Consider the following 15,188-nt stretch of genomic DNA (forward strand, 5'->3'; position numbering starts at 1 on the left):
AGATCATTTCGCAGATGGAAAAATGTCCTTTCAAATCAAATAATTGTGTCGGCTATGGAAATAATGAAATCCATTTAAATAATTCATGGATTTCCTGTCTTTTTCACCACTTGATCGAGCTTGCTCACCAAATCCTCGGCGCGCAGATGGGTGTAACGCTTGAGCATCTGCATCGATTTGTGGCCGCTGATGGCCGCGACTTCCTGGTCGGACAAGCCTGCTTCCACAAAGCGGCTGACGGCTTCGTGCCGCAGATCGTGAAAGCGGAAGTCCGGCACGCCGGCATCCTTCTTGATGCGCGTCCAGATCGGATTGAACTGGTAAGCCCGACGCTTGTTGTCACGTCCAGGCTCACCGAAAAAGATCAGGTCGGTATCAATGGGGCGCACCGGGTTGTTCAGCGCCTCACGAAACAGCCGGGTTGCCTCGACCGTCAGGGGAACGGTACGCGACATCGTGTTCTTCGTTTCCTGGAGGCGCACCACGCGCCGGTCAAGATCGACTTGGTTCCGGCGCAGGCCCGTAATCTCCGAAGAACGCATTCCTGTTTCGAGCGCGATGCGCACGATCCAGCCGAGCATCGGGTTCGAGTGAGCATCGACAGCCGCCATCAGGCGGGTTTCTTCCTCTCGCGTGAGCCGTCGATCCCGTCCAGGGCTGGGCGCTGGACGGCGAATGCTTTGCACGGGGTTGTAGGTCAGGCCGATACCCCATTCCTTGATCGCCACGTTGAACAGGTGGCCGAGCAATGCGAGATCGAGACGTACCGTGTTGGGCGAACGGGGCTTGGGGGCGGGCTTGCCCTTGGCGTCCTTGCGATCCAGGCCAGCGAGCCGGTCGTCGCGGTACTTGGCGATCAGCTCCGGTGTCAGCGCGGCCAGCGAATACTTGCCCAGGTTCTGCATCAACGGCTTCGCGTGTCTCGCGTCGCTGTCGGCCGATGCCGGACGCTTGGTTGGGGAGACCTCGGAAAGATAGCGCTTGAGCGCGTCCTCGATGGTCATGCGCTCGGACGGCGCACGTTGGATATAGACGCCGCGCACCATTTCGTCTTCGGTGCGCCGCGCCCAATCCTCGGCGTCGCGTTTGGTGCGGAAGGTCTTGGCTGTGGCCGGCCATCCCGTCTTGCGGATGAGCGCTTTCCACGTGCCTGAGGGTGTCTTGACGATGGTCGCCATTCGGTTGCTCCAGAACAGGGCTCGTGTACCGCCACTGTACCGAAACTGTACCGACGCGCCAGCGCAAGCAAAGATGGTGGGCCCAGCAGGACTTGAACCTGCAACCAACGGATTATGAGTCCGCTGCTCTAACCAATTGAGCTATAGGCCCTTTTTGCTTTTTTGATGGGGCGGAAGGGTGGCCGCCCCGCTCAATTCTGCCTCGCCGATCTGGCCTCGATCAGTGGATTATGAGTCCGCTGCTCTAACCAGGCATGAGCTAGAGGCCCGCCCCGGTCCCCGGTGCGTTGCGCCCGGGGCCGGAAGTCCGGGATTATCGCATAGCGCGCCGCCCGCCGCCCGCGGCGGAGAGGAGGGCGGACGGCGGCAATGGAAGGGCGATCAGCCGCCCGTCGCGCGATGGCCGCGCCCCGGTCCCGATGGTAATCTGGACCCTGGCATAAAAACAGCAACGATCCGGGAAGTCCTCCATGCGGCATCTTCTTTCGCGCATCGCGCTGGCGGCGCTGATCCTGTGCGGTTCCGCCTCCGCCTCGGCCCTGTCGGTGACGCGGTTCTCCCCCGAGGGCATGATGGCCCGGATCGCCCGCGTGCAGGCCGATTTCGATGCGCCCGCCGTGGCGCTGGGCGACGACGGGGCGGCCGATCCGTTCCTGATCGCGTGCGACGATGACGCCGTCAAGGGCGCGGGCCGCTGGACCGATCCGCAGCACTGGATCTATGTCTTCGACAAGCCGTTCGCCGGGGCGGTGTCGTGCCAGGCGAAACCCAACCCCGATTTCCGCGACCTGCAGGGCCGGCCGCTGGCCGGCGACACCCGCCGATTCGCCACCGGCGGGCCGCGCGCCCGCCTGGTCCGCCCCTGGGACCGCACCATCGCGGAAGACCAGGTCTTCGTGCTGCGCTTCAACGCCGCGCCGGACACGCAGTCCCTGCTGCAGCACAGTCATTGCGAAGTCGAAGGCCTGGGCGAGGCCGTGCCGGTGCGCCTGGTGACGGGCGTCGACCGCGCGCGGATCCTGAAGGCGGTCGCCGGCTACGGCGAGACGGACGCCTGGGACGACGCCCGCCTGCTGCAATGCAAGCGCCTGCTGCCGTCCAAGGCGCGGGTGCGGCTGGTGGTGGCGCCCGGCGTGCGTTCCGTGGAGCAGGCGGGCCGGCCGGGCGTGCCGTCCACGGCAGGGCTGGCCGAGGACTTCGAGGTCCGCACCGCCTTCAATGCCGTCATGAGCTGCACGCGCACGAACGCGCAAGCGCCGTGTTCGCCGCTGTTTCCCATTCTCGTGGCTTTTTCCAGGCCCGTGCCTCGGGAACTGGCGTCGCGCGTCGCGCTGAACGGCACGCAGGAACCGCGTGTGGCGCGGCAGTTCGGTCCCGATGACAATGAGCCGTCGGGCGACGCGGTCGAGACCCTGCAATTCGATCCCCCCTTCCAGGAGCGGTCTACCCTCACGCTGACGCTGCCCGAGACATTGCGCGACGACATGGGCATGCCGCTGGCCAACGCCGACCGCTTTCCCCTGGCGATCACGATGGACGCCATGCCGCCGCTGGCGAAGTTCGCCTCCGGCACGTTCGGCATCGTGGAGCGTTTCGCCGAGGGCGCGCCGGGCCAGGACCGGCCCGCGCTGGCGCCGCTGGCACTGCGCCGAGTGGAGCCGCAATTGCAGACCCGTGAGCTCGTTCTGTCCGCCGGCCAGGCGCGCGACCAGGTGATCACCGACGACGTCCAGGCCCTGCAATGGTATGCCCGGGTGAGGAATCTCCAGGAGGGCTCGCTCACGGCCGGCCAGTTCGCCGACCGGCTGGCGCTGCGCCCGCCGCGCGAGGCCCGCGAAGGCGAACCCCTCATCGACGTGCGCGCGCGTTCCGTGTTCGGCCCCAAGGACGAGGTCCGGACGCTGGCGCTGCCCGGCGTGCGGGATGCGGAGGGCCAGGACATCGAGATGGTCGGCATTCCTCTCGCCGAGCCCGGCCTGCACGTACTGGAGGTCGCCTCGCCCCGCCTGGGAGCCGCGTTGCTGAAACGCGAGGGCGCGGCGGCGGACGAGCAGGTCATGCACGTGCGCTCGGCGGTGCTAGTGACGAACCTGGCGGTCCACCTGAAGGCCGGGCGCGACGACACCCTGGTCTGGGTGACCACGCTGGACCAGGGCCGGCCGGTGGCGGGCGCGCGGGTGGCGGTGCTCGACTGCGATGGCCGCCGCCTGCTGGACGGGCAGACCGACGCGCAGGGGATCTGGCATGCGGACACGCCCGTGCCGACGGACCGGTATTGCGAAGGCGTGGAGCAATCGGGGGTGTTCGTCACGGCGCGCATTCCCGCCGACCATCCCCAGGCCCATGGCCAGGCGGATTTTTCCTTCGCCTGGTCGAACTGGGACCGGGGGATCGAGCCCTGGCGCTTCAACGTGCCGGTCAGCCGGTCCCGCGATCCCGACCTGGTGGCCCATGCGGTGCTGGACCGCACGCTGCTGCGGGTGGGCGAGACGGTCTCCATGAAGCTGTTCCTGCGCCGCCTGAGCCGGGCCGGCGTGGAAAACCTGCCCGCCGACCGCCTGCCCGCGCAGGTCCGCCTGACGCACGACGGTTCGGGCGATGCGCAGACCCTGGCCCTGCACTGGCAAACCAGCCCCAGCGGCGGCCAGTACGCCCTGGTCGACTACACGATCCCGCGCAAGGCCCATTTGGGCAGCTACTCGATCGAACTGCAGCCCGTGACGGACCAGCCGGACGACGAGTGGGCGCCCTGGCTGCACGCCGGCGAATTCCGCGTCGAGTCCTTCAAGCTGCCGCTGCTGACGGGTTCGCTGAAGATTACGGGCGGCGAGGCGCAGGCCGCCGGGCCGCTGGTTGCTCCGCCGTCAGTGCGGGCCGATCTGCAGCTGTCCTGGATCTCGGGCGGACCGGCGCGCGACCTGCCCGCCACGCTGTCGGCGGTGGCGCGGCCCCTGACGCCGGATTTCGCCGGGTACGGCGACTTCAGCTTCGGCATGGAGCCGTCGGCCGAGGGGGACGACGCGCAGTCCGGGGATCCGGAATCCGGCGGCCCCGCGGCTGCCGGCCTGCGGCGGCTGATCCTGGACCGGCGGCCGCTGCGCCTGGACGGCCAGGGCGGGGCGCGGGTGGACCTGACGGACCTGCCGCACCCGGCGGAGCCCCAGTCCTGGCTGTTCGAGGCGTCCTTCGCCGATCCCGCCGGCGAGATCCAGACGCTGGCCCAGACGGCGCGGGTCTGGCCCGCGGACGTGGTGGTTGGCCTGCGCACGGGCCGCTGGATGTCGCGCGGGGAAAAGTCCAGCGTCACGCTGCTGGCGCTGGACACGGCCGGACGGCCTCAGGCCGGCGTGCCGGTTCAGCTCGATGGGCGCGTGCGCACCACCTACAGCACCCGCAAGCGCCTGGTGGGCGGGTTCTACGCCTACGATTCCCATGAGCGGGTCGCCTCCCTGGGTACGCTGTGCCAGGGGAATACCGATGCGAAGGGCATGCTGGAATGCCCGGTCAGCCTGGACCGGGACGGCCGGATCGAATTGTCCGCCCAGGCCCGCGACGCGCAGTCGCGCGTGTCGCGCGCATCGACCTCGATCTGGGTCTGGGGCGGCGAGGCCTGGTTCGGCGAGGGCAACGACGACCGGATCGACGTGATTCCCGCCAAGGCCGACTACAAGCCCGGCGAGACCGCCGAATTCACCGTGCGCATGCCGTTCCGCCAGGCGCGCGCGCTGGTGGCGGTGGAGCGCGAGGGCGTGCTGGAAACCCACGTGGTCGAGCTGGATGGCGACGAGCCCGTGGTGCGCCTGCCCGTGCAAGCGGGCTGGGGGCCGAACGTCTACGTCTCGGTGCTGGTCGTGCGCGGCCGTATCCGCCAGGTGCCCTGGACCTCGTTCTTCGAGTGGGGCTGGCGCCATCCATTGGACTGGATGCAGGCGCGCGCCGCCCGGTCGGACGCCGCGCCGGAGCCCGCCGGGCTGGTGGACCTGGCCAAGCCGGCGTTCCGCTTCGGCCTGGCAGGCATCCGCGTCCAGAGCGAGGCCGACCGTCTGCAGGTCAAGGTCGAGGCCGACCGCGACGCCTACCAGGTGCGCCAGCATGCCAAGGTCCGCATCCAGGCGACCCTGCCCGACGGCACGCCGGCCGCCGGGGCCGGCGTGGCCTTCGCCGCCGTGGACGAGGCCCTGCTGGAACTGCGCGACAACGCCAGCTGGGACCTGCTGGGCGCCATGCGCGTGGAGCGCGACTACGGCGTGGAGACCGCCACCGGCCAGGGCGAGGTCGTCGGGCGCCGCCATTACGGCCGCAAGGCGGTGGCGGCAGGCGGGGGCGGCGGCTTCAACGCCACGCGCGAGCTGTTCGACACGCGCCTGCTGTGGCGCGGCGACCTGACGCTGGACGCGCAGGGCCAGGCCACGCTGGAGGTGCCGCTGAACGATTCCCTGACGCGCTTCCGCCTGGTGGCCGTGGTCGACCAGGGGCAGGGGATGTTCGGCACGGGCTTCACCGACATCGTCAGCACCCAGGACCTGCAGGTGGTGTCGGGGCTGCCCCTGGTGGCGCGCGAGGGCGACCGCTACGAGGCCCGCGCGACGGTGCGCAACCGCACGGCGCGGCCGATGACGCTGGCGCTGTCGGCGGCCGTGGCTGCGGCCGACGGTGTCGAGCAGGCACTGCCCGAGCAGGCCCTGCAACTCGAACCGGGGGCGGCGCAGACCGTGGCCTGGCCGGTGACGGCGCCAATGCTGTCCGGCCGGTCGGAGACCGAGGCGCTGAAGTGGCGCTTCGAGGCGCGCACCATCGAGGGCGAGGCGGCGGCCGACCGGATCGTCGTCACGCAGACGCTGCTGCCCGCCGTGCCGGTGACGGTGCGCCAGGCCACGCTGCTGCGGATCGCGGACGGGGTGCCGCAGCGGGTGCCGGTGGATGCCTCGGCGCGGGCGCTGGCCGATGCGTCGGGGCTGCCGCGCGGTGGCGTCCGGGTCAGCCTGCAGTCCAGCCTGGCGGGCTCCCTGCCGGGCGTGCGCGCCTGGCTGGAAGCCTATCCCTACACCTGCGTCGAGCAGCTCAGCGCCAAGGCGCTCGGGCGGCGGGATCCGGCCGCGTGGCAGGCCCTGATGAAGCGCCTGCCCGACTACCAGACCGAGTCCGGCCTGCTGTCGTATTTCCCCGGCGGGCGCGGCAGCGTGGTGCTGACGGCGCACCTGCTGGAACTCGCCGCGCGGGCGCAGGTCCCGGCCTACGATCTGCCGGCCGGGACGCGCGAGCGCATGCTGGCGGCCTTGCAGGACTACGTGTTCGGCCGTCTGACGGAAGACGGCTGGGCGCCCGTGCAGGACGATTTCTGGCGCAAGCTGATCGCCGTCGACGCGCTGGCGCTGGCAGGCGCCTGGCAGCCCGGCATGCTGGACAGCTTCGCCCTGGCCGTGGACGACTGGCCGACGGCCGCCGTGGTGACCTGGCTGTCGATCCTGCGGCACGTGCCGGAGCTGGACGACCGTGACGCCCTGTCGGCCCAGGCCGAGGCCGTGCTGCGCGCACGGCTGGCGCGGCGGGGCACTTCGCTGGCGCTGGCCGACGAGACGGCGAACTCGGGCTGGTGGCTGATGAGCAATGCCGCCACGGCGCAGGCCCGCCTGCTGATGACGGTGCTGGACCGGCCCGGCTGGCGCGCGGACCTGCCGCGCCTGCTGACCGGCCTGCTGGCCATGCAGCGCGATGGCGCCTGGTCCACGACCGCGGCCAATGCCCTGGGCACCCTGGCGGTGGACCAGTTCGCCCGCGCGACGGAAACCCATGCGGGCGAGGGCGCGGTGCGCGTAGCCCTGCCGCCGGGTGAGCCGGCCGTGCTGGCCTGGGCCGACATGCCCCAGGCCGACGGCATCCGCCGCCAGACGCTCGACCTGCCCTGGCCCCCGGCGCGCAAGGGCGCGTTGGAAATCGCCCAGCAGGGGCGGGGCGGCGGCTGGGCCACGGTCGCGGCGCGCGCCGCCGTGCCCCAGACCCAGGCCGTGGACGCCGGCCTGCGGGTCGAGCGCACGGTGACGCCGGTATTCAAGGCGCAAGCCGGCCGCTGGTCGGTGGGCGACGTCTACCGCGTGCGTCTGCGCGTCCAGGTCCGGGAGGCCCTGGTCTGGTCCGTGATCAGCGATCCGGTGCCGGCGGGCGCCTCCATCCTGGGCGGCGGGCTGGGGCGGGATTCCAGCCTGGCGGCGGCGGGCGAGAACCAGGAGGACTGGTGGAACCGGCCCAGCTTCGCGGAACGGGACGCCGGCGTGTTCCGCGCCTACTACGAGGTCATGGAGCCGGGCGAGCGGACGCTGGAATACACGGTGCGGCTGAACGTGCCGGGGGACTACCAACTGCCGCCGACGCGCGCCGAGGCCCTGTACCAGCCGGATGTCTTCGGCAGCGCGCCCAACGCGCCCCTGCGCGTGGCGCCCCAGCCCTGATGGACGCCGTGGGCCGGCGCCTGCGGGCCGCGGCGGGCGGGCTGGGTCTGGGTTTGAGTCTGGCCGTGGCGCTGGCCGTGGTGCCGGCGGCCCTGGCGCGGGTTCCGGCCCAGGTCCAGTCTCCGGTCCCGCCGCCGGTGGAGGGCCAGCGCCCGATGGAGGGCCGGTCCTCGCCAAGGGACCTGGTCCAGCCCCAGCATCAGCCTCCGGACGCCTTTCCGCCGGACTACGCGGCCGTTCGGGCGGCCTGGCGCCCTTCGGACGCGCGCCTGCTGGCCGCGGACGGGCGGGAACTGCAGCGCCTGCGCACGGATTTCTCCAGCCGGCGCGGCGACTGGCTGCCTCTGGCCGAAGTCTCGGCCGCTCTGCAGCGGGCCGTGGTGGCGTCCGAGGACCGGCGCTTCTACGCGCATGGCGGGGTGGACTGGCTGGCGAGCGCTTCGGCGGCCTGGTCGTCGGCCTGGGGCACGGGCGCCCGGCGCGGCGCCTCGACCCTGAGCATGCAGCTCGCGGCCCTGCTGGACCCTGACCTGCGGCGCGGGCCCGGCGGGCGCGGCATCCTGCAGAAGCTCGACCAAATGCAGGCGGCCTGGGCGCTCGAATCCCGCTGGACCAAGTCCGAGATCCTGGAAGCCTACCTGAACCTGGCGGCCTGGCGCGGCGAGCTGGTCGGCGTCGATGCCCTGTCCCGGGTGCTGTTCCAGAAGCATGCCTCGGGCCTGACCTTCCGCGAGGCCGCCCTGGCCGCCGTGCTGCTGCGCGGGCCGAACGCGCCGGTTCCGACGCTGGTTCAGCGCGGCTGCGCACTGCTGCGCGAGCTGGGCCGGCCGGGCGAATGCCGGGGCTTGCGGGACTTCACGCAGGCGGCCCTGGCGCGCGCCCGCGAGACGCGTTTCGACACCCCGGCGCTGGCGCCGCACTGGGCGCGGCTGCTGTGGGAGGCCGGGCGGGCCGATGCGCGCGGCGAGATCCGTTCCATGCTGGACAGCGGCCTGCAGGCGGCGGCGGTGCGTTCCGTGCGCCGGCGCCTGGGCGAATTGCGCGGCACCGGAGTGACCGACGCGGCCGTGGTGGTGCTCGACAACCGCAGCGGCGCCGTGCTCGCCTACGTGGGCTCGTCGGGCGCGCTGTCCGAGGCCGCCGACGTGGACCATGCGCGCGCCATCCGCCAGGCGGGCTCGACCCTGAAACCCTTTCTGTACGCCCTGGCGCTGGACGAGCGGCGCCTGACGGCCGCCTCGCTGCTGGATGACAGCCCGGTGGGGCTGGACGGGGGCGGGGGGCTCTACGTGCCGGACAATTACGACCACCGCTTCGGCGGCTGGGTCAGCGCGCGCACGGCGCTGGCCTCTTCCCTGAACGTGCCGGCCGTGCGCACCCTGATGCTGGTCGGCCCCGACGCGCTGGCCGGCCGCCTGACGGCGCTGGGCCTGCCCCTGGCGCGGGACGGGGACTACTACGGCTACAGCCTGGCGCTGGGCTCGGCGGACGTGACGCTGCTGTCCCTCGCCAACGCCTACCGGGCGCTGGCGCGGGGGGGCGACTACGCGCCCGTGAACCTGCGGGCGCGGCCCGGCGCCGAGGTTCAGGCGGGCAGCCGGCTGTATTCGTCCGAAGCCGCCTGGATCGTGGGCGACATGCTGGCCGACCGTCCCGCGCGCGCCCGCACCTTCGGCCTGGACAGCCCGCTGACCACGCGCTTCTGGACCGCGGTGAAGACCGGCACCAGCCGCGACATGCGCGACAACTGGTGCGTGGGCTGGTCGGCCGACTACACCGTCGGTGTGTGGGTGGGCAACAGCGCCGGCGCCAGCATGCGCAACGTGTCGGGCGTCAGCGGCGCCGGCCCCATCTGGCACGACGTGTTCGACTGGCTCTACCGGGACCATGTCCCGCCGGCGCCGCCGCGGCCGCCGGGCGTCGTGGAGCAGGCCGTGTCCTTTGGCGAGGGGCTGGAACCCGCGCGCACCGAGTATTTCCTGGGGGACACGGCCCAGGCCCGCTTCGCGCCGCCGGACGCGCGGGCGGATCCCGGCCGGCCGCGCATCGCCGAGCCCGTGGACGGCACCATCCTGGCCCTGGACCCCGACATTCCCTGGGACCGCCAGCGCCTGCGCCTGCGGGCGGTGGATGCCGTCTCCCGGCCGGTGGACGATGCGCGCTGGTTTCTGGATGGCGAACCCTACGGCGGTGCGGACAGGGCGCCGGACTGGGCGCCGCGTCCGGGCGCGCACGTGTTCGAGCTGCGGGATGCCGCCGGCGGGGTGCTGGACCGGTCCCGGGTCGTCGTCCGGGGCGCGCGGTTCGCGGCCGGGGTTCCAGCCAGTATTCCAACCGGGCTTCCAGATGGGGTTCCAGACGGGACTCCAGCAGGGACTCCAGACGGGGTTCCAGCAAGGATCCCGGCCGGTGTCCCGGCCGGAGGCCGCGCGGGCGGCCGGGATCCGGGGAACCATTCTGTTCCTCAGGGTAAACATTGATCACAGCGAAATATGCCATCATGCGGGCATGAACAAGATGCAAAGGAGGCGAGGGATGCGCAATCCGTGCAGTGGAGGCAGGCTTTGGTCGGCGGCTCTGGCGGGGACGATGGTGCTGGGCCTGGCGGGGTGCCAGGTTCCGCCCGGGTCGCGGAGCGGGGGAGACGAGATGGCCGCCGTGCCGGCCGCGACGCCGACGCAGGTGGGGCTCCGGCATGCCATCACCGAGAACCGCAAGGCGCTGGACCTGCGGGTGTTCCTGGCCGATGTGCGGTCCCGGCCCGGCTGGACGCCGGTCAGCCTGAAGCCCTCGGGCATGCTGTACGTGCGGCCCACGGCGGTGATCGGCCGCAGCGATCTGATCGGCATCCAGTCGGCGACCGATCAGAAGGGCGACGGCATCCTGGTGCTGATCCTGAGCGACGAGGGGCTGCGCAAACTGCGCGAAGCCACGGCGGCGAACCCCGGCCTGCGGCTGGCGCTGGTCGTGGGCCGCACCATGCTGGCCGCGCCCGGCTATGCCGCGCCGATCACCCAGCAGCAGCTCGCCTTCGGCGTGGGCTCGGCGCGCAACGCCGAACTGGCCGCCCGCTCGGTCGCCGGCGTGGACGCTTCGCCGTCCACGGGCGGGTTCTGAGGGGGGCGCGACCCTCCTGGAACTGGCGCCGCATCCCGGCTCGCGCCGCGTTGTTTTTTTGATGTGGTCGGCGCGGGACTGCAATTTTTTCTTGCCGCGATGACGCTGTATCGGTAAAAATCTACGCATTGCGTATATAGGAGCCGATGATGGCGATTTCCCAGCAAGTCTTTCTGCGCGACGCGATGCGCCGCCTGAACCTGACCCGCGACGTGTTCGCGGCCCGTATCGGAGTCAAGCGCCGCGCATTGGATACCTGGCTGCTGCCGGAAGGCTCGCAGGAAGCGCGGACGATGCCGGAAGTGGTGTCCCGCTTCGTCACCGAGATCGTGGAAAACGACGCCCTGATGCAGAAGTATGCGCAGAGCGCACAATCCGGGCCTTTGCGCGACCGCATCGCCATCGACAACAAGCACCAGCTGCTGTCCGTGGACCAGTTCACGCGCGAGTCCGTCGAGGAACTGTTCCGCGTGGCCGACCTGATGCAGCCCATCGCCCGGCGGCAGAAGGTTTCGCGCGTCCTGGAAGGCGCGGTGCTGGGCAATCTGTTTTTCGAGGCCAGCACGCGCACCCGCGTGAGCTTCGGCGCGGCCTTCTGCCGCCTGGGCGGCTCGGTGTGCGACACCACCGGCTTCACCTTCTCGTCCATGGCCAAGGGCGAATCCATCTACGACACCAGCCGCGTGATGAGCGGCTACGTGGATGCCATGGTGATCCGCCACCCCGAAAAGGGCTCCGTGGCCGAGTTCGCCGCCGCGACCAACATCCCCGTGGTCAACGGCGGCGACGGCGCGGGCGAGCACCCCAGCCAGGCGCTGCTGGACCTCTACACCATCCTGACGGAATTCTCCCGGCTGGGGAAACTGCTGGACGGCGCGCACATCGCCATGGCCGGCGACCTGAAATACGGCCGCACGGTGCATTCGCTGATCAAGCTGCTGGCCCTGTACCGCGGCATGAAGTTCACCCTGGTGTCCCCGCCGGGCCTGGAAATGCCGGACTACCTGCTGGACCAGGCCAGCCGCAACGGCCACGTCATCGAGCAGACCCACGACCTGGCCGCCGGCCTGAAGGGCGCCGACGTGGTCTATGCCACCCGGGTGCAGAAGGAGCGCTTCTCGGGCGAAAGCCTGGAGGGCTATTCGGCCGACTTCCAGGTCAACCGCGCCATCGTGGACGCCTGCTGCGGCCCGGACACCATTGTCATGCATCCGCTGCCGCGCGACAGCCGCGAGGGCGCCAACGACCTCAGCACCGACCTGAACCACGATCCGCGCCTGGCGATCTTCCGCCAGACGGACAACGGCATCCCGGTGCGCATGGCGATCTTCGCCGTGCTGATGGGCGTCGAAGGCCTGGTGCAGCATTCGCTGCGCGACGTGACCTGGACGCCGCCGTCCCACATCGGGCCGGATGACAGCGTGTTCCACGGGATCGATTGATCTCGCGGGCGGTCGCCTGGATCGCCGTGCCGAATGAACACCGTCCCGGCTGATCGTGCGTGAAGGGCGCGTGGCTGCGCTTGAGCCGAAGATCTTCTGATGTGTTTGGCGCGTGTCCTTCCATGTAAAAATGGCGCAGCCGGGCGATGGCTGGTTTTGTCCATGGCCCGCCGCCCGGTTTCGGGCAGCCTGGAGCATCAACTCGCAAGGAATGATCAGTATGGCCATTATCGAAGGATTTCGCGTCCGGAACTTCCGTGCGTTGCGCGATGTGACGCTGGGAAAATCATCCGGCCAGGGAGGCGAGCCCCTGACGCCTTTTACAGTGGTCATCGGCAAGAACGGTGTAGGCAAGAGCTCCTTGTTCGATGCGTTCGGCTTCGTGGCCGACTGTCTGGCCATGGATGTGGAAACGTCGTGCAGTTCATGGAGCGGGAGCACAAGGACCGGTTCAGGAACATTCTGGATCGTATCGCCAGCAAGATCCCCGGCATTGCTAGGATCGACACGGAGGTGACGGCGGACAAGCGGGTGTTGCTGCGTTTCAATGATGGCGCGTTCGACGATCCATTCTTTGCGCAGCAGATGTCCGATGGCACGCTCAAGGTGTTTGCCTATCTTCTGCTGCTGGAAGATCCCGATCCGCCGCCATTCATCTGCATCGAGGAGCCCGAGAATGGCTTGTATCACAAGCTGCTGGAGGCCCTGGCGCAGGAGTTTCGTGCGCATGCAAGCGGCAAGAAACATGCGCCACAGATTTTTGTGACGACGCATCAACCGTATTTCGTCGATGCGCTGGCACCCGAGGAAGTGTGGATTCTGGAAAAGGGTGCCGATGGCTATTCGACGATACGCCGGGTATCCGAATTGGAGATGGTCAGGAACCTGGTGGCCGAAGGCTTGCCGCCGGGTGGGCTGTGGTACAGCGATTATCTCGATGCGAGGTAGGCATGCACATCGAGTTTCTGGTGGAAGATGTATCCGGAGAGAAGCTGCTCGAAGCCGTACTGCCCAAGCTGCTTGGCGAACAGGGCGATCCGCACACATGGCGAACGCATTCTTACAAAGGTATTGGGCGCATCCCGAAGCATTTGAAGCCCGGCGCGGATGCATCGAAACGGATACTGCTTGACCGGCTGCCTTTGGCATTGCGGGGGTACGGTAAAACCCCTGGTATCGATGCCGTCGTGGTGGTATTGGCCCCCTGCTGGACCCGGATCGCAATCTCTCGCTCAGTTTTGGCAAACTGCGTGACGGCCTGCGCCGTTTGATCGCGCCCTGAGCGCCGCTGAAACAGCAACGTCCGTTGATGGATCCTCGCGGCATGCAAGCCGCGAGGAGGACGCAAGCCGAAGGCGCAGCGTGGGGGGCCCTGTTTTGCCGCCGGGCCGCCCCAAGGCAAAATGCGCCCCCATGGGGGGGCAGCAAGCCGAAGGCGCAGCGTGGGGGCCCTGTTTTGCCGCCGGGCCGCCCCAAGGCAAAATGCGCCCCCCATGGGGGGGGCAGCAAGCCGAAGGCGCAGCGTGGGGGCCCTGTTTTGCCGCCGGGCCGCCCCAAGGCAAAATGCGCCCCCCATGGGGGGGCAGCAAGCCGAAGGCGCAGCGTGGGGGCCCTGTTTTGCCGCCGGGCCGCCCCAAGGCAAAATGCGCCCCCCATGGGGGGGGGCAGCAAGCCGAAGGCGCAGCGTGGGGGCCCTGTTTTGCCGCCGGGCCGCCCCAAGGCAAAATGCGCCCCCCATGGGGGGGCAGCAAGCCGAAGGCGCAGCGTGGGGGCCCTGTTTTGCCGCCGGGCCGCCCCAAGGCAAAATGCGCCCCCCATGGGGGGGCAGCAAGCCGAAGGCGCAGCGTGGGGGCCCTGTTTTGCCGCCGGGCCGCCCCAAGGCAAAATGCGCCCCCCATGGGGGGGCAGCAAGCCGAAGGCGCAGCGTGGGGGGCCCTGTTTCTACTTCGTATCCGACCGCATCCCGCCCAGCGCCGCGACCAGGTCGTCCAGCAGGCGCGCCAGTTCGCCCGCCATCAGGGCGAAGTCGGCCTCGAACTGCTCGGCCTCGTTGGCGGCCTGGGCGTCCTGGTGTTCCTTCAGCACGTCCAGCGGCGCCACGCGCTTGATGTCCAGGTTGTCGGTCAGCACGAAGGACACGCGGTCGTTCCAGGTCATGGCCAGACGCGTGCACTGCTTGCCCGCCTGGACGTGGCGGCGGACCTCGTCGAGCTCCACCGTCTGGCGCACGTAGCGCACGGTGGCGCGCGACTCGCCGGTGGAGCGCAGTTCCGTGTCCTGGTCGACGGAGAAGCCGGCCGGGGGTTCGTCCTCGGACAGCCACAGCGTCATGGCGGCCGCGGGCGACATCTCCACGTGCAGCGGCACGATGGGGAAGGGCGTGAGCGTCTTGGCCAGCAGGCCCAGGACCTCGTCGCTGCGCGCGGCGGCCGCGGCGTCGATGGCCACCCAGCGGTTCACGGTGTCGATCCAGATCCGCGTGTCGTGGGCGATGACGAAGGCGCGCGGCAGCAGCTCCATCGTCATCTGCTCCTTGATCTCCTTCATCTGCTTGCGCCCGGGCTTGTAGCCCTGCTGCTCCTCGATCTGCAGGGCACGCGCGCGGCTGGCCTGGTTGACGACCGTGGCCGGCAGCAGCTTCTTTTCAGTGTGCAGGTTCAGCAGGATCTGGCCGTGCTGCGCGTAGACCAGGCCGCTGTCCTCGCGCGGCGGCAGCCAGCCCGACACCTGGCTGTCCTGGCTGCCGCCGGGCTGGAAGGCGAGCGGCTCCAGGGCCGCTTCGAGGTCGGCGGGGGTCAGGGAGGCGTTGGGGGCGAGGCGATAGAGTTTGAGATTCTTGAACCACATGGTCTTGTACGGCGGGGCCGGCGGGCGGCGGTGAAAATGGGCCTTGATTGTACGCGGTAAAGTCCCCGGCGGCCGATCCCGTGCAGCTCACAGGCGCGGCGGTGCGCGCAGGGGCCGGCGGGCGATTGGTATATGCTATGCCTCCATCGAATCCGGCA

At 69.9% G+C, this 15,188-nt stretch carries 9 protein-coding genes and 1 tRNA gene; 7 read left to right on the forward strand and 3 right to left on the reverse strand.

Translation table 11 applies throughout. The features are described from left to right. Positions 1 to 83: 83 nt before the first annotated feature. Entirely contained in the window at positions 84 to 1,178 is a 1,095-nt protein-coding gene (locus tag BN940_RS09065; protein WP_043682328.1) for an integrase, read from the reverse strand. A 74-nt stretch (positions 1,179 to 1,252) separates the two neighbouring features. Next, positions 1,253 to 1,329 (reverse strand) — tRNA-Ile (locus BN940_RS09070). 319 nt (positions 1,330 to 1,648) lie between these two features. On the opposite strand from BN940_RS09070, the gene BN940_RS09075 reads away from it, so the two are divergent. From BN940_RS09075 to BN940_RS18515, 7 genes are all read left to right on the forward strand, one after another. Continuing rightward, positions 1,649 to 7,624, forward strand: a complete 5,976-nt coding sequence (locus BN940_RS09075; RefSeq protein ID WP_043682330.1) for an alpha-2-macroglobulin family protein — start codon at positions 1,649 to 1,651, stop codon at positions 7,622 to 7,624. Next, on the forward strand, positions 7,624 to 10,104 hold the full coding sequence (pbpC, locus tag BN940_RS09080) for a penicillin-binding protein 1C (RefSeq protein ID WP_242404160.1): 2,481 nt from the start codon (positions 7,624 to 7,626) through the stop codon (positions 10,102 to 10,104). The genes BN940_RS09075 and pbpC overlap by 1 nt, the downstream gene beginning before the upstream one ends. Positions 10,105 to 10,273: 169 nt before the next feature. After that, positions 10,274 to 10,741, forward strand: a complete 468-nt coding sequence (locus BN940_RS09085; protein WP_052355742.1) for a hypothetical protein — start codon at positions 10,274 to 10,276, stop codon at positions 10,739 to 10,741. A gap of 149 nt (positions 10,742 to 10,890) precedes the next feature. Beyond that, the gene (locus tag BN940_RS09090; protein WP_043686589.1) at positions 10,891 to 12,183 is read left to right on the forward strand and encodes an aspartate carbamoyltransferase; all 1,293 of its coding nucleotides are present in this window, start codon (positions 10,891 to 10,893) and stop codon (positions 12,181 to 12,183) included. A gap of 220 nt (positions 12,184 to 12,403) precedes the next feature. Then, positions 12,404 to 12,700: an AAA family ATPase gene (locus BN940_RS19740; RefSeq protein ID WP_242404161.1), complete on the forward strand. Its 297-nt coding sequence runs from the start codon at positions 12,404 to 12,406 to the stop codon at positions 12,698 to 12,700. Next, positions 12,610 to 13,131, forward strand: a complete 522-nt coding sequence (locus BN940_RS09095) for an AAA family ATPase (RefSeq protein WP_242404310.1) — start codon at positions 12,610 to 12,612, stop codon at positions 13,129 to 13,131. The genes BN940_RS19740 and BN940_RS09095 overlap by 91 nt, the downstream gene beginning before the upstream one ends. Positions 13,132 to 13,133: 2 nt before the next feature. Further along, a complete protein-coding gene (locus tag BN940_RS18515) occupies positions 13,134 to 13,454 on the forward strand; it encodes a hypothetical protein (RefSeq protein ID WP_193786170.1) in 321 nt (106 codons plus the stop codon). A gap of 670 nt (positions 13,455 to 14,124) precedes the next feature. Here the strand turns inward: BN940_RS18515 and BN940_RS09100 are convergent. Next, complete coding sequence (locus BN940_RS09100) at positions 14,125 to 15,030, reverse strand: recombination-associated protein RdgC (RefSeq protein ID WP_043682335.1); 906 nt, start codon at positions 15,028 to 15,030, stop codon at positions 14,125 to 14,127. Positions 15,031 to 15,188: the final 158 nt, after the last annotated feature.

The sequence above is a fragment of the Castellaniella defragrans 65Phen genome (assembly GCF_000612685.1).
GTDB lineage: Bacteria > Pseudomonadota > Gammaproteobacteria > Burkholderiales > Burkholderiaceae_B > Castellaniella > Castellaniella defragrans.

What these genes read in the sequence shown, in the direction of transcription:
- BN940_RS09065 (WP_043682328.1), bottom strand. Translation starts at nt 1,178, where the DNA reads ATGGCGACCATCGTCAAGACACCCTCAGGCACGTGGAAAGCGCTCATC.
- BN940_RS09075 (WP_043682330.1), top strand. Translation starts at nt 1,649, where the DNA reads ATGCGGCATCTTCTTTCGCGCATCGCGCTGGCGGCGCTGATCCTGTGC.
- pbpC (WP_242404160.1), top strand. Translation starts at nt 7,624, where the DNA reads ATGGACGCCGTGGGCCGGCGCCTGCGGGCCGCGGCGGGCGGGCTGGGT.
- BN940_RS09085 (WP_052355742.1), top strand. Translation starts at nt 10,274, where the DNA reads ATGGCCGCCGTGCCGGCCGCGACGCCGACGCAGGTGGGGCTCCGGCAT.
- BN940_RS09090 (WP_043686589.1), top strand. Translation starts at nt 10,891, where the DNA reads ATGGCGATTTCCCAGCAAGTCTTTCTGCGCGACGCGATGCGCCGCCTG.
- BN940_RS19740 (WP_242404161.1), top strand. Translation starts at nt 12,404, where the DNA reads ATGGCCATTATCGAAGGATTTCGCGTCCGGAACTTCCGTGCGTTGCGC.
- BN940_RS09095 (WP_242404310.1), top strand. Translation starts at nt 12,610, where the DNA reads ATGGAGCGGGAGCACAAGGACCGGTTCAGGAACATTCTGGATCGTATC.
- BN940_RS18515 (WP_193786170.1), top strand. Translation starts at nt 13,134, where the DNA reads ATGCACATCGAGTTTCTGGTGGAAGATGTATCCGGAGAGAAGCTGCTC.
- BN940_RS09100 (WP_043682335.1), bottom strand. Translation starts at nt 15,030, where the DNA reads ATGTGGTTCAAGAATCTCAAACTCTATCGCCTCGCCCCCAACGCCTCC.